This is a genomic window from Actinosynnema sp. NPDC059797 (assembly GCF_042732085.1).
Lineage (GTDB): Bacteria > Actinomycetota > Actinomycetes > Mycobacteriales > Pseudonocardiaceae > Actinosynnema.
Map to the genome: position 1 here is coordinate 60,725 of NZ_JBHWIE010000004.1, position 22,706 is coordinate 83,430.

General features: G+C 65.3%; 11 protein-coding genes and 1 pseudogene. 11 read left to right on the forward strand and 1 reads right to left on the reverse strand.

All coding sequences use genetic code 11. The features are described from left to right. Positions 1 to 370 precede the first annotated feature (370 nt). Genes ACFV4N_RS02605 through ACFV4N_RS02620 form a run of 4 tightly spaced genes read left to right on the forward strand, consistent with a single transcriptional unit; the run spans position 371 to position 9,157 of the window. Entirely contained in the window at positions 371 to 1,792 is a 1,422-nt protein-coding gene (locus ACFV4N_RS02605) for a PD-(D/E)XK nuclease family protein (RefSeq protein ID WP_499670793.1), read from the forward strand. Then, positions 1,782 to 2,933: a pPIWI_RE_Y domain-containing protein gene (locus tag ACFV4N_RS02610; RefSeq protein WP_499670739.1), complete on the forward strand. Its 1,152-nt coding sequence runs from the start codon at positions 1,782 to 1,784 to the stop codon at positions 2,931 to 2,933. Before ACFV4N_RS02605 ends, ACFV4N_RS02610 begins: the two co-directional genes overlap by 11 nt. After that, a complete protein-coding gene (locus ACFV4N_RS02615) occupies positions 2,926 to 6,381 on the forward strand; it encodes a pPIWI_RE_Z domain-containing protein (protein ID WP_499670740.1) in 3,456 nt (1,151 codons plus the stop codon). Before ACFV4N_RS02610 ends, ACFV4N_RS02615 begins: the two co-directional genes overlap by 8 nt. Positions 6,382 to 6,409: 28 nt before the next feature. Beyond that, a complete protein-coding gene (locus ACFV4N_RS02620) occupies positions 6,410 to 9,157 on the forward strand; it encodes a pPIWI_RE module domain-containing protein (RefSeq protein WP_499670741.1) in 2,748 nt (915 codons plus the stop codon). A gap of 296 nt (positions 9,158 to 9,453) precedes the next feature. On the opposite strand, the pseudogene ACFV4N_RS02625 reads toward ACFV4N_RS02620, so the two are convergent. Further along, a pseudogene (locus ACFV4N_RS02625) lies at positions 9,454 to 10,829 on the reverse strand (IS4 family transposase); the annotation flags it as partial. Positions 10,830 to 11,438: 609 nt separating this feature from the next. Here ACFV4N_RS02625 and ACFV4N_RS02630 point away from each other — a divergent pair. The 7 genes from ACFV4N_RS02630 to ACFV4N_RS02660 all read left to right on the forward strand — a co-directional run bounded on the left by ACFV4N_RS02630 (position 11,439) and on the right by ACFV4N_RS02660 (position 22,096). Further along, positions 11,439 to 14,273, forward strand: coding sequence for a helicase-related protein (locus tag ACFV4N_RS02630; protein WP_499670742.1), 2,835 nt, complete (start codon positions 11,439 to 11,441; stop codon positions 14,271 to 14,273). Continuing rightward, positions 14,270 to 15,040 carry a DUF4391 domain-containing protein gene (locus tag ACFV4N_RS02635; protein ID WP_499670743.1) on the forward strand — a complete coding sequence of 257 codons (771 nt, stop codon included), beginning with the start codon at positions 14,270 to 14,272 and terminating at the stop codon, positions 15,038 to 15,040. The genes ACFV4N_RS02630 and ACFV4N_RS02635 overlap by 4 nt, the downstream gene beginning before the upstream one ends. 49 nt (positions 15,041 to 15,089) lie before the next feature. Next, on the forward strand, positions 15,090 to 17,099 hold the full coding sequence (locus ACFV4N_RS02640) for a site-specific DNA-methyltransferase (protein ID WP_499670744.1): 2,010 nt from the start codon (positions 15,090 to 15,092) through the stop codon (positions 17,097 to 17,099). Positions 17,100 to 17,106: 7 nt separating this feature from the next. After that, positions 17,107 to 20,289 carry a restriction endonuclease gene (locus tag ACFV4N_RS02645; RefSeq protein WP_499670745.1) on the forward strand — a complete coding sequence of 1,061 codons (3,183 nt, stop codon included), beginning with the start codon at positions 17,107 to 17,109 and terminating at the stop codon, positions 20,287 to 20,289. Between the two features lie 503 nt (positions 20,290 to 20,792). Next, entirely contained in the window at positions 20,793 to 20,975 is a 183-nt protein-coding gene (locus ACFV4N_RS02650; protein ID WP_499670746.1) for a hypothetical protein, read from the forward strand. Between the two features lie 104 nt (positions 20,976 to 21,079). Continuing rightward, entirely contained in the window at positions 21,080 to 21,862 is a 783-nt protein-coding gene (locus ACFV4N_RS02655; RefSeq protein ID WP_499670747.1) for a transposase family protein, read from the forward strand. 93 nt (positions 21,863 to 21,955) lie between these two features. Then, positions 21,956 to 22,096: a hypothetical protein gene (locus ACFV4N_RS02660; protein ID WP_499670748.1), complete on the forward strand. Its 141-nt coding sequence runs from the start codon at positions 21,956 to 21,958 to the stop codon at positions 22,094 to 22,096. Positions 22,097 to 22,706: the final 610 nt, after the last annotated feature.

The following is a 22,706-nucleotide window of genomic DNA, read 5'->3' on the forward strand; positions in this document are numbered from 1 at the left end:
AGGCGATCATAGCTCACCCATGCCGTGAAGCCCTGGTCACGGCTACGCTGACCATGCCAACGTTAGTTGGTTGGCACTGTTCACAGTTAGATCTGTTAGAGTTCACATGCTCCGTCGGTCAGGTGGGGCCACAACAGCGGATCAAGGACTGGGAGGTCCGGTGACCGACCCCTGGCGGATGCCAGCCGGCTTGAAGGGTGATTCCCGACGGCTGCGCGTCAGCTCCTCAATGGCCGGGCAGGCCGAGAAGGCATGTCTGCCTCACACGGCGGCCAAGGTCAGGCCCGCTGTTTCGGCGCGGTTCCCCGCCCGTCACCCTCGGGAGCGACTAGAGGACTTCCAGCTCGGTCGGGTCCAGGACGTGCTGGACATGATCGAGTTCGGCGACCTCCCGCTCGACGCCGCACTACAGCGAGCCGAGCGGGCGGCACCTCCGCTGCACGACGTCCAGCGAACCTTCGTCCAACACGCGGTGCGGGCCTACCTGGACAACAGCCGACCGACCGACGCGCCTCCGGTGGTGCCTTGTGAGCACGAATGGGTGCTCCGGGCCAGGAGGGACGGCCGGACCTGGGAGTACACCTCCTGGGGACGGCGCTACCACGACCCGACCACGGAGCTGCGCGAGTTCCGGCTCCTGGTGGTCGGTCAGGCCGGGAAGCGCGAACGTCCAGCCGCCCAGATCGCACACGCCGCGCACGTCGCCGCGTCGGGCGAGCCTGCCACGCGGCCGGAGAGGTATGCCGAGCCATACCGGCTGCTGGGCGCGGAACCCGTCAACCGGGTTCGGGTCGCCGAGGTCGGCGTGACGGACGGTTCGTACGCGCTGCTGTTCGACGGCACTCCGGAACAGGCGCGTGAGCGCTTCGCCGAACACGCAGCGGAACCGGTCAAGACCCTGGTGCGGGGCGGACAGGCCCGTCCTGGTGCGTCATGCCTCAAGTGCAAGCTGCTGACCTCGTGCGAAGACCTCCCGAAGGCGCCTAACCTGCTCGGCGTCCCAGGGCGGCGCTCGCCGTGGCCGCTGCGCAAGGTGTCGATGAGCGACCTCAGGTATTACCGCGACTGCCCTGCCATGTCCTTCGCGTACGGCGTCCGTCTGCCGCGCACCGACGAATACAGCGCGGAGGCTGAACTCGGCAAGGCGGTGCACCAGGTGCTGGAGGTCAACCACGGCCTCGGTAAGGGCGAGTGCACCGCCTACGACATGCCAATGGCGGATTGGGTCTGGAGCGAGGACCCCGACATCATGTCGGGCGAGTTGGGACGGGCCGGTTCACAGATGCTCGGGCAGCATCTGGACACCTGCCCGTTCAACGCGGGTGCGATCACCGACGTGCGAGTCGAACCGGAGTTGACCTTTTACGACACGACGGCAAACGTCATCGTCATCGCCAAGCCCGACGTGCTCTTCCACGACAATGGCGGTGTCGTGTGGCGGGAGACCAAGACGACCCAGCTCGAGGGCCGCTTCCACGACGATCCGCTCGACGCCTACCCCCAGCTCGCGTTGGCCACGGTGCTGTTGAACGACGGCCACCTCGGCGGAGACCTGACCGGGGCGCGGGTCGAGCTGGAAACGCTGCGCCCCGGTGGCGCGACGGTCGAGTGCATCGAGCCGTTCCACGAGCCGGACCGGGTCGCCAAGGCGCGGCAGGTGCTGCACGACCTCGCCGAGCCATGGCGCAGCGACGAGGTTTTCACCGCCCGGCCGACTGCCAGGGTGTGTGGCACCTGTCCCGTGTCGCGGTGGTGTTCCAGTGCCCTCGGAGGTGGCCGTCGTGGCCGGTGACAAGCCCACAGCCGGGCTGGCGTACTTCGACGGTGAGCCGCTCGTGCGGCTCTTGGCGACCGCCTTCGTCCGGCTGTCGCAGCTGCGCACGGCGGGCGATCCCGTGTATCCAGACGTGGTGCAGAACGCCTACAACCACGTGGTGCTGCACTGCATCCGGCGCGGAGTGCGGCCTCCGGGCAGTGTCCCGGACTTGGTGCGCTGGGCTGCCGAACGCCCGCTGTCCCGGTGGCCGTTCACGCTTCCCGCCGACCAGGATGCGGGTGAACTCGTGCTGGTGGACGCGGAGACCGGCAGCCCGACCCAGGAGTGTCTGGAGTGGGCCGTCTCCGCGCCGGACCCCGCCGCCGAGCGGTTCGAGAACGACCTGATGCGGGAGGTGCTGACGCTGTGTCGGGCGGCGCGGGCGCCGGAGGCGTACACCGCGTTCCGCAGGTTGCTCATCGAGCAACCGACCTTGACCTCGATCGAGCTTGCCCGACTCGGTGAAAACCTTGATCTCGACCTGCTGCACGACACGGTCAAGCGGTCGTACTCACCGATCACAGCTCGGTACGTCCGCGACGGGAAGGCCGCCGTCTGCGCGGGGTGCAACTGCCTGCTCGTGCCCGTCGGGGAAGACCGCTACATCTGCCTGCTCGATCGGTGCCGTCGCCAACCCGTCCGGGTCTCCCGTGTGCTCGACCCGGCCGCTGGCGGTGGCATCCACCAGCTGACCCGACCGTTGCGGACGTTCATCACCGGACCGGGACTCGCCGAGATCGAGTTGGAGGCCGAACTGCGTGCTCTAGGGCTGACACCCGTGATGTGGCCGAACTTTGACGCCTACGACCTGGAGGTGCGCTTCCCGGACGGACGGGTGTGGGCGCTCGACGTGAAGGACCGGGCCAATCCCGCGCTACTCGGTCGGGCCACGGTGCCGCTGCGGCCCGACCCGCCCTACGACCGGGGGCTGCTCGTCGTGCCGCACTACCGCTTCACCGAGCGCGACGGGTACCGCGAGGTGTTCCTCCAGAACCTGCCAGAGGGGATGGCGGATTACGTCTCGCTGCTCACCGACCGCGAACTCGTACGGGAGGCGAAGGCGACGCTGCGACGGCGCCGCACCGTCGCGAACACCGGAGGAGATAGGGATGCGTGACCGCAGCGGCTGGCACAGCGGCATGTCCACCGAGCTCAGGGGAGCCTGGCCCAAGGATCTGACCTCCTTCCGCCCGGCGGACCTGCTGGATGTCGAACTGGGTCTGCACCTGCTCGAAGGCACGATGCCGATGCGCACCGCAGCCGACGCGTGGACGCTGTTCAGCGGATACCCCTACAGCGAGGCGTTCGGCGACGTCCGCACGGACGCGCAGCGGGTTCGCATTCGACGCGGCCGGCACTACCTGTTCCCCTTGCGGCGACGTCGCGAGTGGCTGCGGGCACTCGACGCCTACGTCCGGGTACCGCAGGCACTGCGCGGTTATGACCTCGACTCCGCCGACGACGTTCCGAGACGGCGCAGTCCATCCCGGGCACCGGGGCGCTTCGACCAGTACGAACAGCTGTTGAGCGGCGCACCGCCGTTCACCTTGCAGGGACTGCCGGTGGCCGGCCCGGGCGAGCACTGGTTCCCCGTACGCGACCGGCGACACGCGGTGACCTTCACCGACGACCTGTTCCCCGCCCCCGCGCCGCAGGGGCACGACCTGGAAGCGTTGCCGTCGGGCGGTGGCAGGCCCATCGAGGTCACCTGGACCGAGCTCGAACAGGCGGCCGCGCGCATGGACGAGATCGAGTCCGGCCTCAGTGACGGCAAGCCGAACCACTGGGCGGACAGGTTGGCCAGGGTGAGCCTGCTGGCCAGGAACGACGCCCGAGCGAAGTTCACCGTCACCGGACAACTGCGCATTGACGGCCTGCTCCACCTCGTGGGCATGGTTGGCGCGGGCAAGAGCACCCTGCGCGACATCCTCACGTTCTGCGCGGTCACGACCCGCGGGTTGCGGACCACCATCGTGGTAGGAGATGTCGCCGACGCCTTGAACGTGGTCACCCTCTTCACCCGCCTGGGTGTTCGCGCCGCACCCGTGCTCGGTCGTTCCACCCTGGAACGCCACATCCAGCGGCTGCACCGGCGCGTGACCACCGCGGGTGAGCCGACCATGCTCACCCACGACCACCCCGGCTTCACCTACGTCACCAGCGCGTGCCCCCTCGACGCGCTACGCGGTCTCGACGCCGACCGGGCGTTGCGGATCGGGCAGGCCCCGTGCACCAGCCTCTACCCGGTGCCGAAGCCGGCGACCCCCTCTGCGACGGCCCTCTTCGTCGAGGAGCACGAGCCCTCGGACGCGGAACCCGCACCCGCCGAACGGCCGAAGCGACACGTCTGCCCGCTGTGGACGCGCTGTCCGCGCCACCGAGGAGCCAGGGAACTCGTCGACACCGACGTGTGGGTGGCGACCCCGGCCAGCCTCGTGCACACGTCCGTGCCCCAGCCCTTGCACGAGCAGCGGTTGCGCTACCTGGAACTCGCCTGCCGGATGAGCGACCTGGTCGTGGTTGACGAAGCCGACCGGGTGCAGATGCAGCTGGACACCGCGTTCGCCCCGGCGACGACGCTCGTCGGCCGTTCGCCGAACTCATGGCTGGACGAGGTCGCCGGCCACAAGTTGCAGGAGCTCGCACGGCAGGGACGGCTTCAGCTCTCCGCCCAGGACGTCGACGACTGGACGAACGCCGTCAACACGGTTACGGCCGCCACCGATCGCTTGTACGCGCTGCTCATCCAGGACGCCTCACTGCGCTCGTGGATCACCCAGGACTACTTCAGCGCGCTCACCTTGCATCAGTGGCTGATCAACACGTGGTTCCCGGACCTGCGGGAGGACGATCCGAAACCCACCCCCGCCGGGGCCACGGTCGAGGAGCGCACCGGGGCGCGGGACCGAATCGACCGCGTCCTCGACCGCTTCCGGGACGACCCGCTACAACGGCAACCGGCGACGGGCGCGGACGACGACACCGTCGGCTTGGTGAACGAATTGGTCGACCTCACGCTGGGCCTGCTGCACGCGCCGCACGGGTCGGGCGCGCGGGCGCGGGTGCGGGCCGTCCTGCTGGACCTGGTCGCGAACGATGCCGCGATCGCGGCGGATCTCGCCGTGCACGCACCACGTTTCGAACTCACCCTCGTCCTGGCCGCGCTGCACCACCGGCTGAACTTCATGACCGACATGTGGCAACGCGTCGAGGCCGCCCTCAACCTCGACTCGACGTCCAACGTGCTGTCACGTCGGCCGCCGCGCGACTACGAGCCGGTGATCCCGGAGTCACCGATGGGCAACGTGCTGGGCTTCCAGTTCCAGCTCGACGAACGCCGCGAGGACGGCGAGCAGAGCGGGGAGCTGCGTTTCTTCCGGTGCAGCGGCGTGGGGCGAGAGCTCCTGCTCGACCTGCCGAACCTGCCGGCCGTCGACGGCCGCCCCGGTCCGCAGGTGCTGCTGATGTCGGCCACCAGTTGGGCGGGGACCTCCAGCCGCTACCACGTCCACGCGGAGGTGGGGGCCGTGCTGCGCCCCCACGCCGAGGAGGTCGACGCCATCCTGCGGACCGAGTTCCGCAAGGAGTTCCTGTACTGGCCCGACAGCACGAACGCGATCCGGTTGTCGGGTTGCGATCCGGACAAGCGCCCGCACGCGCTGATCCAGATGCTGCACCAGCTGGCCGAGCCGGATCGCAGCCTGGCCGGTTCGCGCAGCGCGCTGGAACTGGAGCTCGCCGACATCGAGGACCCCGACCGGCGCCGCGCCCTGCTGCTGGTCGGCAGTTACGAGGAGGCCAAGCGGGCGGCGCACTACCTCAACTCGATCCCCGAGTGGACGGGGCGGATCACGCTGCTGGTCTCCGACGACGCGGACGTCGACTCGGCCTGGACGGCACTGCCCCGCGACAAGGACGTCAAGGCACTGCGCCGAGGGGACGTCGCGACGTTCGCCCGCAGGGGCGGGGAGATCCTCGTCGCCCCGCTGCTCGCCGTCGAGCGCGGGCACAACATCGTGGTCACCGGGGGCAAGGCCGCCATCGGCACCGTCTACTTCCTCGCCCGGCCGCACCCGCGCCCCGACGACATCGCCCTCGCCGTCCAGGCGATCAACGACTGGGCGGTGCGCCAGGTGCGCGGTGCGCGGCGAGAGTTCCACCAGGCCGCGCTCGCCGCGGGCACCCCGGACCTGGCCGCGCTGGCCTTCCGCCGGGCCGCCCGGGGGAAGTGGAACCGGTTCCTGACCCGCCGGCTGTCGTGGAGCAGCCTGCCCGAAGCCGAGAAGGCCGCGTTCACCTGGGATCAGTTGGTGGTGATGTGGCAGGTCATCGGCCGGTTGGTGCGCGGCGGGGTGCCTGCCCGCGTGGTGTTCGTCGATGCCGCGTTCTCGCCTCGCGAAGCGGGCCTGGACGCGACGGACACCCCGGCGACCAGCCTGCTGGCCGGGATGCGGGCGCTGCTCGCGCCGTACTTCGGCGACGAGGACTCCGTGCCCGACATCGACAAGTCACTCGTCACCTCGCTGTACGAGCCGCTGTACCGCGCGCTCGCCGAGATGGACTGAACGACACCTCCCCGAAAGGCCCCAGATCATGGCGTACCACCACATCCAGCCGGCGTCCTTCGTCCCGTCCGCCGACGCGGGCCCCTTCCTCGTCGCGCAGCACGCGTTGTCGTTCCCCGCCTCCTGGCGCGAGCCGCTGTTGCGCCTGTACCGGCACGACCGGTCCGAGCGAATCAAGCAGGTTCCGATCCGCAGGCTCAACCAGGTCATCGCCGCCGTCGCCCCGGACCTGATCTCGGTCGCGGCGAACGCGCCGCTCGACGACGCGCGGCCCTGGCTGTACGCGACCGACCCGTACCCCACCTCGGTGATGGCGAACTTCATCCACGCCTGGCTCCGCGACATGCAGCCGAAGCCGGAAGCGCACTCCCTCGTCAAGGAGGTCGCCCGCGAGCTGAACGTCGGTGCGCTGCGCTGGGACCTGCTGAGCGTGGACATGCTGGAGCACACGGTGTCCGAGGGCGGCACCGCCGTCCCGGCGCCCCACCTGTGGCGGCTCCTGCCCGAGACCTTCGCCGCCCGGATCGCCCGGCTCGCGCCCTACGAGCACTTCGGCGAGAAGCTCACCTTCCGCCAAGTCGCGCAGACCGCGGGTGCGCCCGGCGCCGAACTGGTGTCGTGGCCACCACTCGAACACACCACCGGCAAGGGCGCGAAGAGCAGGTCGTGGCACTACTCCGCCTACATCCGGGTCTCCCTGCGCACCGTGCCGTTCTCCCCGGTTCCACGCGTCAACATCAGCACCGGTGTGCGGCGGTGGGTGCGCGACATGGTCTGGATGCCCGCACGGGGCAGCGTCTCGGTGTACCTGCTGGCCGACGAGAGCTTCGTGCCCGACGGCCCGTCACCCGAGCGCTTCGCGGTGGGTCGGTTGACGTGGAACCCCAGGACCCGCGGGAACGAGTGGGCGCAGGGCGGCCCCGAGGGGATGCTCGCCCGGGTGACCCCCATCGCCAACCTCCCGTCGGCGGAACTCATGGCGAAGGAGCCGGAGACCTGGCTGGGCGGCCGGGACGGGGTGACGGCGGCCGTCGTGCACCACACCATGATGGGTGCGCACGGCGTCAAGGCCGGGATCATGCCCGCCGAGAGGCGCAGGCTGACCGAGTGGGCCGCCCAGGCGCTCGCCCCGGAGTTCACCACCGGCCGCGTGTTGTACAAGAGCAGCCTGCCGCAGGTTCCGCACAGGCTGCTCCAGGACAAGGCCCCGATGAAGAAGAATGCCACGGTCGGGGAAGCGGCCGTCACCGAGGCGCACAACGCGGTGATCGCTGAGGAGAACGCCGAGGAACTACGTCGACTCGTCGCCGCTGCGGTGGGTTCGGCCGGCTTGAACGCCGTGCTGCTCAAGCAGAGCGACGTCATGCGCGACCACCTCGTCCAGGCAGCCGAGGCTAACCTGGGGCTCGCGGGACACCGGACGCGCACCGGGCCAGACGTGTGGGTTTGGGAACACCCCCAACTGACCGTGCGCCTACACGTCCGCGACCTCGGAGCGCTGGGCGACCGCCTCGGTGGAGCCAAGGAGCCCCGTCGGGGGAAAGACTGGGACGCGGCCATCCTCGACCGCCGCACGGCGGTGCACCACCTGGTGCGCGACTGGATGCGCGACGCCACCGGTCCTGCGTCGGTCGCTTTCGTCGAGTTGGAGGGGCGCGCGGCGTTCAAGCGGACCGCCGACCCCAAGTACGCCATCAGGCTCGGCTGCGCCGATACCGGTCTGGTCAGCCAGTTCCTGGAGGTGCCCGGGAGCGAGCAGGGCGACGACAGCGCGCCCCACCGCGCCGCAGCGGCGTGGGCCGACGGCCTGCGGCAACTCGGCATGCGCTTCACGCCACGCCACTCCGTCGGCGAGCACATCCCGACGAATCTCAACCAAGTGGCGTTCTGGCTAGTCAAACGACGTGTTAGCGAAGACAACCAGCGCCCTGTGTTCACCCCGATCGCAGTGCTGATCCGCGAGGGCCAGAGCTGCGTCATGGGCCGGACGCCGCAGATGCACGAGTGGGTGCCTTACCCGGAGTTGCTCAGGAGCCTCACCGGGCAGATCCGCGGCGATGACCTCAAGACCCGGGAACAGCAGGAGGAGGTCACCGCCCGGTTCGTCCAACAGACGTTGTACAAGCTGCGAGGCGAGCCCACGCTGGTGTTCACGCACGCGCAGAACACCAGGGAGCGGTGGCCGTGGCTGACCAACGGCGGCCTGGTCCCAAACAAGATCCGCCTGGGCAAGGGGCCGTTGCAGCGGCTGGCCGCGCAAGGCAGGCAGCTGCGGATCGTGCGGGTCGCGAGCAGCGACCGGGACGAGACCGCGCAGTGGTGGGCACCTGACAAGGACGGAAGCGCCGGAACCGCCAAGGGTCTGTGGGTCGTCGACCAGGATGACCCGGGCCGCGTGTTCTACAGCACCAGCGAAAAGTCGAGCAAGCACAAGGTCGGCCGGGACGTCAGCAAGTTCACCGAGCACCGGAACGGCGGTGGCCCGTCACAGCGCAAGCCGGACAAGTCCGCGTGGAACCCGGAGCTGCTCGAACTGGCCGTGGTGGCGTTGCAGCCGGATGACGAGGCCGAGAAGTGGGCAATGTTCGTGCATCAGCAACGCCTCGCCGACGATTACGCCGACGCGTTGAAACTGCCGCTGGTGCTCCACCTCGCAGCACTCACTCACGCCTACGCCCTACCGCATGAAGATCCCGAGCAGGCTGAACCCGGAGCTGCTGTGATCGGTGACACGCCGGAGCAGTTGGAGCTCGACTTCGACGACACCGACGAATGACCGGCTGATCGACAGGGGGCGCGGCGCGCTGGTGCGGCGCGCCCCCTGTCGGTTCAGAACCTGGCCGCAGGCGTGGTGCTACAGCACAGTGAGGCTACCGATTGGGATATTGGATCTTGGTCGACTGCTGCCTTACCGGAAGCCTTGCCCGCCCTGTTCCCACCACCCAGTCCGTATCGCGACCGGGACTTGACCCAAGGCCGCGTAGTGAAGTTGCGGTGTCCGGAGCCGGGGACGCCTGGGCCCAGGCTTACGCGTCGAACGTCGTGCGGTGTGTCGACGACGGGAGGCGGTGGTGTGGCGGTGGCCTGGTGGATGTCGATGTCCAGGTGCGTGATGCGCCGACTGCGTGTGGGGCGGGGATCGGCGGGCCGGGAGTGGTAGCGGGAGATCGGTGCTTTGACCCTGCGGCGGCTGATCCGCGTTCGACGCGAGGGCAGCAGCCCGGCCAGGACCGCCCGGCCGATCGACCCCACCGTGATGCTGGTGGTGTCGTCTCGGCCGGTGGCGAGGATGACCTGGTCGCGGGCGGTTTCCAGGGCGATGGTGAAGCCGGTGCGGTCCGGATCGGTGCCCGGACGCGACTCCGCGGCCTCGACCATGGCCATGCGCAGCAACTGGTAGACGGTCAACTGGGCCCACAGTTCCTGCGCGAGCCCGCTCGGGTCCTGGGAGCGCAGGACCAGTCCGTCGAGCACAGTGTGGCGCAGGGCGTAGAAGGCGGACTCGACTTCCCATCGTTCGTGGTAGAGACGCACCAGCGCCGAGGCCGGGTCCCGGCGGTGGTCGAGCAGTGTTGTGGCCAGCCGGTAATGCTCGCTCCACCGGTCGCCGCCGCTGGTGGTCACCGTGACCCGGGCATCGACCACCCGGACCTGCAGGTTGCCCAGTCGGGTCAGGTAGGAGCCGTCCGGCAGGACGGCGAGCACGCCGGGGCGGCGACGGTGGTTCAGACGGATCAGAAACTGGGCCCGGGTGTCTGCGATCTGTTGGAGGAAGGCGTTGCTGTCGAACCCCCGATCGGCAAGTAGCAGCATGCGGGGCGTCAGCAGTGGCAGTAATCGTTCGCGTAAGTGGTTTCGTACTCGCAGATCGGTCCGAAGACCGCGCCGAGCAGGCCACGGGTGCCGGTCTCGCACAATGTCATCAGCCGCAGCATCGGGTAGCCCGCCCAGCCCACCGCTGTCGCGATCCTGCCCAGCCAGGCACGGTTGCGTTCGTGATCGAGAACCTTGACCGAGCTGCATCCGTCGAAGGCGACGGTCCGCCAGCGCCGGTAACACACACCCGGTGTCCTGGGCTGCGCCAACGGACCCGCCACGACCTCGAACACCGCCTTCAGCGTCGCCGGCCCGAGCCGGCGACGCAGGTCGCGCAACGCCTTCTCGCTGGGACGCGGGTGCGGGCTTGGCCTCAGCCCCGCGGTCAACTTGTCCCAGACCCGCAGATATCCCAGCGACGGGAACAACGCCAGCGCCAGCACGAAGTACACCCCGACCCGGGAGGGCAGGCACCGCACCCGCCGCTGAACGGTCCGGGTCTCCTCCACGACGGCGTCGACGAGATCGACGGGCAGGTGACGGGTCAGCTCACCCAGGTGACCGGGTCCGAACACGCCCTGGGCATCGCCGACCGGTCCGGGCACAGGGACGGCATACCGATCACGCAACAGGACCTCACCAGTAGGACGATCTTGGAAGATCCCCGCTTCTACCCGAGGTCCGTTGCTCCACCGCTACGACACGCCTGATCTACTCCTTGACAGCCTCACCCACCGACTAACTACGCGGCCTTGGGTGAAGTCCCACCTGCACTGTCACGATGAAGGACTCACTCTGCGCATGATGGGTACTGTCCTCTACGGAACTGGGAGCCCTTAGGATCGGTGTCTACACACCACCCGCGCGAAGTCTGGCGGTTGGTCAAAACTCTAGCAGCGGTGAGGACTAACGTGACAAACGCAGAGGCCGTTGGACCGATCATCGATAGCCTTCGTCGCCATCTCACAGGAGCGACGAGGGTGGATGCGTTGAGCGAGTCATTCTCGGTGTATGTCTACGACGCGCTAATAAAGGCTGCCTCAGACGTTTCATGTCGCCTGCTTCTGTGGGATGGCTCACTGGAGTCGTACCCGCTCAATGGCTTGAGCAATGAGCACCGGCTCCGCGCGAGACTGAACCAGCACCGAATCGCCAGAGACTGTGCAGAGTGGGCTAGAGAACGACTGCAGGTCCGTAGATTAACGAGGCGTACACGGCAATCGTGGGTGAGCGTCAGTGGAATGTTCCCGTACGCCGTGAGCGGATCTGGTCTCGACGCCGAAGGGCTCGGGCTGGCACCGTCGGACGACCTGATTTTTCCGGAAGAAATCAGCGATGTTGCCGACGTTAAGCGGCTCGCCGCGAACTTCGAAAGCATCTGGCACAACGAACAGGCAAGTGAGGACGCGCGTGAGCGGTTCTTGACGGAGCTCGAGTTGCTCTATCGAGACAATCCACCCGAGTCGGTCTATTTGCGAATCTTGATCACGCTTTTTTCAGACTTCGTGAGCGAGGCAGACGACGACGCTGAGAAACAAGGAAAGACCGGCTTCTTCAACACTGAGGTGTGGCGAAAGCTCTACAAGTTCCAGCGCGATGGCGTGCTTGGCGCTATCGAGAAGCTGGAACTCCACAACGGCTGCATTATTGCTGACAGCGTGGGTCTCGGCAAGACCTTCGAGGCCTTGGCCGTTATAAAGTACTACGAGCTGCGCAATAATCGCATCCTCGTGCTAACACCGAAACGGCTCCGGGAAAACTGGACGATCTTCCGTGCCAACGATACTCGCAATCCGCTGCTCGCCGACAGGTTCGCCTTCGACGTGCTCAGCCACACCGACCTCAGCCGCGCCGACGGCAGGTCGGGTGACATCGACCTGGCACATGTCAACTGGGGCAATTATGACCTGGTGGTCATCGACGAGTCTCACAACTTTCGAAACAATCCCCAGCTCAAGGGTCACGTCACCCGTTACCAGCGGCTGATGAACGAAGTTTTCAAGGCAGGGGTGAGAACGAAGGTTCTCATGCTCAGCGCCACCCCCGTCAACACCCGCTTGGCCGACCTCAAGAACCAGGTCCTCTTCGCCACCGAAGGTGTAGACGGCGCCCTCGCGAGCAGTGGTATTAGCTCTATCGAGCAGACACTGCGTAAGGCGCAGATGCGGTTCATGACCTGGCAGAAGAGCGACGCCGCTACCAGGTCGGCCAAGTCGCTGGTTGACGTGCTCGGCATGGACTACATCCGCCTGCTCGACCTGGTCACGATCGCCCGCTCTCGCAAACATATCGAGAAGTACTACGGCACGGCAGACGTTGGGAAATTCCCCGAGCGACTTGCACCGGTCAACCTTTCACCGCCGATCGATGCCGATGGTCGATTGATGCGACCTGAGCAGCTCAATGATGCGCTCCTTATGCTCAACATGGCTGCCTACCGGCCGACCTCATATGTGCTGCCTAGCAAGGCAGAGAAGTACGCCGAACTCTACGACCAGCAACTGCGTACCGGTGGCGCCCGGGTCTGGCGGCAGTCCGACCGTGACGCCAACGTCGTCCACCTTCTGCGAATTGGGCTGCTAAAGCGGCTGGAGTCGTCGGTGGCATCGCTCACCCGCACTGTGGCAAAGATACTCGGCAAGGTCGAGGCAGTGATCGCCAAAGTGGAGGAGTACGACACCGCAGGCGGCACCGGTGTCTCCATTGAGAGCCTCAACGATGTCGCCGACCTCGATGATCAAGAGTTGGAGGACGTTATCGGCAGTACTTTGAAGGTGCTGCTAGCTGACATCGACCGCGCTGCCTGGCTTCAGGATCTACGCGACGACCGGGACCGGCTGCGCATGGTGCTGGCCGACATCGGTGCCGTTGCCCCTGGTCGTGACGCCAAGCTCCTGGCACTCAAGGAAGTGCTTCGTCAGAAGGCCGAGGAGCCCACTAATGAGGGAAATCGGAAGGCACTGGTCTTCACCGCCTACTCCGACACTGCCGACTACCTTTATACAGAAGTAGCCAGCTGGGCACGTGCAGAACTCGGCCTGCACGCTGCACTCATCACCGGCACTAACAATAAAAGCACTCTGAGCACGCGAAACGACATGCACAGCCTGCTGACGGCGTTCTCGCCTCGCTCGAAGGGAGGCGATCCGGCTGCTGAGCAGATCGATATCGTCATCGCCACAGATGCCATCTCCGAGGGGCAGAACCTTCAAGACTGCGACATGGTCGTCAACTACGACATCCACTGGAACCCGGTTCGCATCGTTCAGCGCTTCGGTCGCGTTGACCGCCTTGGTACCACCAACACCTCTGTGCAACTGGTCAACTTTTGGCCTGACATCGACCTGGATACCTACATCAACTTGGAGAAGCGCGTCTCCAGTCGAATGACCCTCCTCGACGTGTCGGCCACCGGTGAGGAGAACATCCTCGATGCCGATGCGATGAACGACCTGGATTACCGCCGCAAGCAGCTCGAGCAGATGCAGAACGCCGCTCCGACGATGGAGGACCTTGCCGGAGGGCTGAGCATCACCGACCTCACCTTGGGTGATTTCCGCATGGATGCTGCCTCGCGTCCATGGCGGCAGCGCAAGGCTCTGGCCAACTGGCCCTTGGCTCTGTTCGGCGTGACTCGTTTCGATCAAACACTCGCCGCCGACGGGCTCACACCAGGCGCGGTCTTCCTGCTCCGGGTGCGGGGGAACGCGATCGCGATACCGGCCTCTTACCCATTAGCTCCCCACCTGCTGGCCTACGTCGGGGACGACGGCGTGCTGGCTCACCCAATTGACGAGCCGAAGCTTGCCCTCAACGTCCTGCGCCGTCACTGCCTGGACCGCACGGAGCCCGACGAGGCCGTTCTCGCAGCATTCAATCGGGCGACCATAGACGGCACCCGAATGACCCACTACCAGAGCCTACTCGACGTGGCCGTCAGGGCGGCCTCCAAGCAGGCGACAGAAACCGCCGTGGGCTCCCTGTTCTCGCCTGGGCCCTCAATCCTAGGCATCAGCGACGGTACCGCCAGTCTTGACGCCGTCGATGTCGTCGCTTGGTTGGCGGTAGTGCCGTGAGCGAGAAAACCTCTTTAGACCCTGCGGAGGTCCTAGGGTTACCTGAACGAGCCCAGCTCTCCAAGCGGCTTACGAAACGGCTGTTGCGAGACCAGGTCAGCGGCGACACGAAGAGCACACCCAACCGCAGACTCGTCGACAGGGCCGTCGCCTCGGCGCAGGTCGTCGGAATCCTCCGCCCGGAGACGATCCTGGTACCCGTATACCGCGACGGAACCGGCGACCACGAAATTTCCGACGTTCCCGTCCTGCACATACGGATGAACCCGAAGATCGCCTCATCCGACCGACGTCGCCTGGTTGAACTGGTCCAGCGAGCCATGCCCCGGCCAGTGGTGCTCTTCCTCGACGGGCCCGACCTGCCGGGGGAGCTGGCCCTCGCTCTCACCCACGTAAGCCGCACCGACCCGGAGAGGCGGACCTCAGTTATCGACGCCACCATCACCGTCCCGGTGGCCGAGCTGCCCGACGGTGCTCTCGATATCACCCGCTGTCATCGCACCGACTTACGGGTGCTCTATCGCGACCTGGTGCGCATCGCCGCAACCGGAGGCCGTCCCGCGTCGGCCGCGCTCGGGGCCGATGAGGCAGTGCAGTTGCACCATCGGCTTGCCACTCTCCAAGCGGAGCTCGACGTCGTCGCGCGGGAGGCGAAGCGTGCGAGGTCGCAGCAGTCGCGCATTGCGCTCAACACCACAGCTAAAGCATTGAGACAACAGATCGCTACCGTACGCGCCAACCTCTACAGTGCTGAACCATCGCAGTGATCCGGTGAGACCTCCATCGCCGGTGCACTACCCCAGGAGAGACAACGACGTGACCGCGGACAGCATCCCGTTCGAGCCGATCAACGACAAGCGCGACCACCATGGTCCCGGAGAGGTGCAGGGCAATATCGACGCCCTCGCCCGGCTCTTCCCCGACGCCGTCGTCGACGGGAGGGTCGATCTCGGCGTTCTAGCTGACCTGATCGGCGAGAAGACCGACCGGAGCGGCGGAGAGGGCTTCGGACTGCGCTGGCCCGGCATGAACGAAGCTCGCAAGCTCTCAGCCCAGCCAGCTACTCAGACACTGCTCCCGCGCCCAGGTGAGTCGGTGGACTGGGACACTACCCGCAACATCGTAATCGAGGGCGACAACCTCGAGGTCCTTCGGCTGCTGCGCCGGGGCTACACCGGCACAGTCGACGTTGTCTACATCGACCCGCCGTACAACACCGGAAATGATTTCGTCTACGACGACAAGTTCGGCGCCTCCCGCACGGAAACTGAGATGGCCGCCGGTCTTCGTGACGAGAATGGCTTTCTGGAGAACGGCACCGCGTCCGATCTCGTAGCTGATCGCCGCGCTGGGGCTTCGCGCCACTCCAAGTGGCTCTCGATGCTCTATCCGCGCCTCCTGCTAGCCCATCATCTTCTAAAAGAATCTGGCATCATTATTGTTGCGATCGACGACACGGAACACTCCCACCTAAGGTTGTTGCTGGATCGAGTCTTTGGAGCCGAGAATTTTGCCGCGAACATTGTGTGGCAAGGATCCGGGCGAAATGATTCACGGTTCACATCACTAGGGGTGGACTACATGCTGTTGTATGCGAAATCGAAGGCATTGCTCGTTGATTCCAACGTTCGATGGACCGAACGAAAGAAGGGTGCGGACGAGGTTTCGAATGCCGCACTTCGTGCATGGGAGTCAAGCGGCAGAGATCCGGTTCAGGCGACTCAAATCCTAAAGGAATGGTGGCAATCAGCGCCCGCTGACATCGCGAAAGGGCTAGGCGGATCGCGCGGCTATAAGGAAATTGACGAAGCGGGACGGGTCTTCGCAAGGGGCGACCTAAGGTCTCCCAATCCACGAGAAAACCTCATGTACGACTTGCTGCATCCGGTCACCGGAAAGCCGGTTAAGCGCCATCCGAACGGTTGGGTTTATTCTCAATCGACAATGGCACAGAAGATCGCCGAAGGCAGGATTCTATTCGGTGAGGATGAGTCGACCAGTCCGCGCTACAAACGTTTCCTTGACGAGCTTGAGGATCAGCCCATTCGCCCGGTTTTCGAGCAAGATCGTGCTGCGGCGGGAGTTCGCCTCCGACGCCTTCTAGGCAGCGATGTCTTTGCCTATCCAAAGGATCACTTGGTTCTAGCGAATTGGATTAAGACGGTCACTCAGTCTGCACCGGAGGCAGTCATTCTCGACTTTTTCGCCGGCTCGGGCTCGACAGGTCATGCGGTAATGGAGCTCAACGCCGCCGACGGCGGCAACCGTCGCTACATTCTAGTGCAACTCGACGAGCCTGTGAATAAAGACGGCTACGCGACGATCGCCGACATTACCCGCGAGCGACTGCGTCGCGCGGGTGCGCAGATTGCCCAGCAGCGAACGCTGGATGGGCAGAACATCGATACCGGCTTCCGCTCCTATAAGCTGGCTGACTCTAACGTGAAGCCCTGGGACGGGACGGCCGAGCTCGACCTGCTCCAGTCCGTCGATAACCTCGTCGACGGCCGAAGCACCGACGATCTCCTGGTGGAGATGATGCTACGGCTGGGCATCGATCTGGTGACACCGGTCGCGACCAGGGAGGTCGCTGGGTCCACCCTTTACAGCCTCGCAGGCACGCTGTACGCCTTCTTCGGTGGCGATCTGGATGTCGCAAAGGCGGACGAGGTTGCGAGGGCGATCGTCGGGTGGCGGGAGGAGGATCCAGTGGACTCCGATGTGACCGTCGTGGTCCGGGACACGGGCTTTCGCGATTCCGCGGCCAAGCTGAACCTCGCCGCAGCGCTGCGGCAGGCTGGCATCACGACCCTGCGCAGCATCTGAGGCCAGCGTGAAGTTCAACTTCGAGGCCAACCTCGACTACCAGCGCGCCGCCATCGACGCCGTCACCGATCTCTTCCGCGGGCAGGATTCTCTTACTGGCCAGTTCACCGTCCAAGCTCGTAAGGCCCCGGACGCCAACATGCTGCCTGGCCTAGACGAGGCCGACTTGCGAGTGGAGACTCTCGGTGTCGGCAACCGGCTACGCCTGCATACCGACGTCATCCTGGCCAACCTGCACACTGTGCAGGACCGCGCCGGCCTCGCCCACGAGGAGCAGCTCACATCGGTCAACTTCACCATCGAGATGGAGACCGGCACCGGCAAGACCTACGTCTACCTGCGCACGATTCACGAGCTACACAAGCTCTACGGGTTCACGAAGTTTGTCATCGTGGTGCCGTCGGTCGCTATCAGCGAGGGCGTGACTACCTCGATCGCTCTCTTGCGCGAGCACTTTGAGGCGCTCTACCCAGGCCAGCGCCTCTCTTCATTCCGGCTCGACGGCGGCAACCTTTCGCGGGTCCGCTCCTTCGCCACCTCATCCGGCATCGAGGTGTTGATTACCACCGCTGCCGCGATCAACAAGGCCACCAATAAAGTGCATCAACAAGTGGAGGACCTTGGCTTCGAGATTCCGATGGACCTGATCCGCGCCACCCGCCCCATCATTATCGTCGATGAGCCACAGAGTGTCTACGGCGATGACGGCAACCCGCGTAAGGCAAAGGGCGCAGGCCGAATCGCTATCGAAGGGCGCCCGCTGACCAGGGAAGACAATACAGTCGGCAAGCAGTCCCTGGCGAAGGGCATGCATGCTACGGCAGTGCTGCGCTACTCTGCCACACATCCCCGGTACGACAAGGCTAATCTCGTCTACCGCCTCGATGCGATCGCCGCATACGAGCAGGCCCTCGTCAAGCGAATCGAGGTCGATTCTCTCGTCACCGAGGCGAGTGGCACCGTGCCGTATGTACGTCTGCTTCAGACCAAGCGTACTGGCTCCGTGCTGAAGGCGCGGTTGGAGGTAGACGTCGAGGCTGGCAACCAGATCAAGCGTAAGGTTGTCGACGTGCCTCTCGGGGCTAACCTCGAGGACATCACCGGGCGCGCGCGCTATCGCGACCTCACTCTCGACTCGGTCAGCGTGGTACCTGGTTCGGAGTCGGTCCGCTTCGGTGACCTCATCGAGTTGAAGGTCCATGAAACTGTTGGCGCTGAGATCAGCGTTGACGAACGTGCTCGGCAGATGATTGCCCAGACGATCCGGCAGCACCTACGCAAGGAGCAAGAATTCGCCGTCGCGGGTAAGGCGATCAAGGTCCTCAGCCTCATCTTCGTCGACTCGGTAGCGAAGTACCGCATTTACGACGACAACGGCGACGCTCAGCCGGGCGAGTACGCACGAATGTTCGAGGAGGAGTACGCGAGGATTGCCGCCGCGCCGGAGTTCCGCAGCCTTCTAGGGGCCGATCCCGCCGACGCGGTAGCTTGTCGCGCCCACCAGGGCTACTTTTCAATCGACCGGTCCAGGGGTAAGTCTGAGCGGTTTGTAGACACTTCGGAGGCCAATGATAAGGGCCGACAGCAGGCGAGCTTGGCTTATGAGCAGATCATGAAGGACAAGGTCGGGCTGACCACTCCCGGCACCCCGATCCGCTTCATCTTCACACACTCCGCACTACAGGAGGGCTGGGACAACCCGAATGTCTTCCAGATCTGCGTGTTGCGCACCATGGGCACTGAGCGGTGGCGACGGCAGAGCATTGGCCGAGGCCTACGTATCTGCATTGACGGCGATGGCAAACGCGTTCCCGGCTTTGAGGTCAACCGTCTCACAGTGATCGCGAACGAGTCGTATGAGGAGTTCGCGGAGCAGCTCCAGCGCGAGCTCGCCGACGACCTCGGCATCGAGTTCGGCCGCGTGAGCGTCGATGGCTTCGCGCGCCTCACCTACAAGCCCGCACCCGATGCCCGGCCGGTGCCAGTAGGCTACGAGACCGCCCACGCCCTCTTCGAGGCGCTGGCCGCTGGCCGATACGTCACGCCCACCGGCAAGGGCGTCGCCAAGGTCGAGGACAGGCTCCGTGAGGCTGTCGCAAGCGACACCGAGGAGTTGCGTGCGCTCGTCGCGGCGGCAGTTCCCAGCGTCACAGCTCAGTTCGTTGTCCAGCGCCTCATCAAGCGGCTTGTCAAGCCGATCGACGTCAAAAAGGCTGGTGACCGGGTCTCTGTTCCAGTGGTCGACGAGCGCCTGGAGAGCCCCGAGTTCCAGGCGCTGTGGGAGCGGATCAAGCACCGTACTCAATTTCGCGTCAATGTCGACGAAGCCCGGCTACAGGTGGCCGTCGTCTCGGCGCTGCGTGCCCTACCCCCAGTGCCGGACCGCAAAGGGATGTGGGAAACCACCGTTGTCGACGGCATCGACCAGGGCGGCCTGCGTAGCACCACCATGCGGAGCGAGCGGGTGGACGTGGTCTACGCAGACCGCGAAGACCTGCCAGACATCCTGTCCGTTCTCGCCGACCGTACTCAACTCACCCGCCGGACCCTCGCCCAGGCGTTGACCGAATCAGGCACGCTGGCGCAGTTCCGAAAGAACCCACAGGTCTATGTCAACCAGGCCACTCAAGCAATCAACAGCGCTAAGGAGCAGTTGCTCGTCACCGGCCTCCGTTACGAGCTTGTCGATGACACCAGACCTGAGTCTGCCCGTCAGTACCCACTCTCGATCTTCGCCGAGGCCGACCTAGCCGGCTACACCGGCCTAGGTGGCAACATTGTAACCGGGAACGATGGCGAGCTGCTCGAGTTCGACGCGAAGTCGCCGTACAAATACATTGTCGTCGACTCTCCCGTTGAGCGTGCCTTCGCCATTGCGCTTAATCAGCGCAACGACGTCAAGACATTCGTCAAGCTGCCTGCAGCTTTCACTATCCCGACACCACTTGGCAACTACAACCCTGACTGGGCAGTTGTCGTCGAACGCTCCGACGGCAGCCGCTACCTGGTCTTCGAAACGAAAGGCTCGATCGATCCCGAACTGTTGCGTCCTACCGAGAAGGGCAAGGTCTACGCGGCCGAGTGCCACTTCAGTGCAATCCGAGTCACTCTCGATCTCGACGACCTCCGCTACGCCAAGGTCGACAGCATGAATACAGCGGATGGCGTGATCGACGAGATGTATACGTGACGGACCTCGATGCCAACCATCAGTTCTCATAGACCTGAACAGTCTTACCGAACGGCTCGGACCGGTCACTACCTTGCAGATAGACGACTATTTCGAGGGCATTTCAGGGAGCCGTCCTCGCCTACTAGACGCTTTCATTGTGATCGATAGCAGGTTTCGACGTGGCGCAGGACGAGGACGGCAGCGGCGATCGCGGTGGCCTGACATGGCAGTACAGCCTGGACAGAATTTCCAGCCCTTGAGCAGCAATATGACGCCTTCGCCAACTGAAGGCGACCTCCGAGCTATACGAGCAGGCCGAGGGAGACAGCGCGGAGCGATTCGACCGACTGGAGCGCGGTGAACAACCGTTCGTCGCGACGCCGGATGCCGACACCACCGCGGTCGCCGGCGTCGGCATCCTGGAAACCGGGCAGGCTGCGCTGGACGGGATCACCAACGGCGACCGGGTTGAGGCTGGGCTCGGGATAGTCGGCGCCGGACTGGAGGCTCTCGGCGTCTACATGGACCCGGTCGGCACGCTCGCCTCCTACGGAGTCGACTGGTTGATCGAGCACGTCCAGCCGTTGCTGGACATGCTGAACGACCTGGCGGGGACGTCTCCGGTGATCCGCGCCTACGCGCAGACCTGGCAGAACATCGCCGAAGGCTTGGAACGAGCCGCCAATGAGGCTTTTTCATCGTGACGTCGCAGGTCACGGCGCAGGCTGAGCGGTGGAGGCGCGGTGGGCGAGGCTCCCGGTAAGACAGCAGTCGACCAAGATCCGATGCCCCGACCGGGAGCCTCGTCGTGCTGTCTTACCCTGCCGCGATTCCGCTGTCCAACCACACCCTCGTCCGTCTGGGCGACCTGATCCGCGCGGAGCGTGCGCGGCATCGGTCTCGTTGGCGGCGACTCACCCCTGGTCGTCAGGCGTTGCTCGTGCTCGCGCACCTGCGCAACGGCGACACCCACGCCCGACTCGCCGCCGGGTTCGGCATCTCCTACAGCACCGCCTGGCGCTATGTCCGCGAAGCGGTGGACCTGCTCGCCGCCCTGGCCGACGACCTCAACGCCGCCGGTGAACACGCCGCCCGCCTCGCCTACGCGATCCTCGACGGCACCCTGGTCCCGATCGACCGCGTCGCCGACCAGAAGCCGTACTACTCGGGTAAACACCGTCGCCACGGCGTCAACGTCCAGGTTCTCGCCGACCCGGCGGGTCGGCTGGTGTGGGCCTCGCCAGCCCTGCCCGGCGCCGTCCACGACCTGACCGCGGCCCGCACCCACGGCCTGATCGATGTGCTGACCGAGCATGAGGTGACCACCTTCGCCGACAAGGCCTACCAAGGCGCGGGTGGCACGGTGCGCACCCCGTTCAAGCGCCACGCCACCAGACCGCGGCTGTCACGAGGTCAGAAGGCGGTCAACCGTGCCCACGCCCGCATTCGCGCACTCGGCGAACGCGCCGTCTCGCTGCTCAAGGGCTGGAAAATCCTGACCAAGCTGCGCTGCTGCCCACGCCGAGCCACCGCGATCGTCGCGGCCATCCTCGTCCTGCACCACATCGAGACCCGCCGCCAACCACGATGAAAAAGGTTCAATGAATTGGAGACCACGTCCCGCCAACGCACGGCCGAGTGGATCGGTACTGCCGGTGGCTCGCACCGGGCGCGAGCGGTGCAGGTGGTCGACGAGCTGCGCGGCGCGTCGCGAGTGTGCGACGACGTGGGTGCCGTAGTCACCATCGTGGGCGAGATCGTGGCGGCGGTCCGGGAGTTCGTGCGTGACCTGATCGCGGACGCCCTCGGCAGGCTGGTTGCGTAAGGACTGGAACTGCTGGTGACGAGTGGGCAGCGGCACCGGCAATGGCAGTGCAGACCACCAGCGTGGTCCTACCGTTTTCCTGACCAGCACAAACAGAGAACGCGCACGTCAGCCGGTTCCGTTCACCGCCGTTCGGAGCCGTCTCGCACCGTTCAACCCCATCGCCTGCTCCAGATCTGCTCCACACATAGCTGCGTGAATGTTAGCAGAGTTCAGTCTCCGAACATGATATATTCCCGCATAATGCGGTCCTTAATTCACGCCCAACTCGCACTACACCGCAGTCGCGCCTCGTTGGCGCTTACTGCAAAGATAGGACCGCGATCGACAAAAAGACGCAAAGGTAATCAGGCAAACGAGGCACCCCATCCACACTCGATCACATCCTCGGAGAGGACAGCAAAGGACGGGGCCGTTAAATGTTCACTGCGGAAGTCATACTAACCCGTAATCAGTACGGCAACGACGACCACCTTGAAATCCTCCAGCACGTCTTCCCACTCGACCCTCGGCGACAGCAACATCGAAATATTACGAATTAGCCCTGAAAATCGTCACTACGAGCGGTTCGCGCTGTAGTCGACCAGCAGGCGTGCAAGGTAAGCGCTAG

Bases quoted from the DNA above. Each gene is read 5' to 3' on its own strand.
- ACFV4N_RS02605 (WP_499670793.1), top strand. From the start codon at position 371: ATGATCGAGTTCGGCGACCTCCCGCTCGACGCCGCACTACAGCGAGCC.
- ACFV4N_RS02615 (WP_499670740.1), top strand. From the start codon at position 2,926: ATGCGTGACCGCAGCGGCTGGCACAGCGGCATGTCCACCGAGCTCAGG.
- ACFV4N_RS02620 (WP_499670741.1), top strand. From the start codon at position 6,410: ATGGCGTACCACCACATCCAGCCGGCGTCCTTCGTCCCGTCCGCCGAC.
- ACFV4N_RS02630 (WP_499670742.1), top strand. From the start codon at position 11,439: ATGTTCCCGTACGCCGTGAGCGGATCTGGTCTCGACGCCGAAGGGCTC.
- ACFV4N_RS02650 (WP_499670746.1), top strand. From the start codon at position 20,793: ATGGACCCGGTCGGCACGCTCGCCTCCTACGGAGTCGACTGGTTGATC.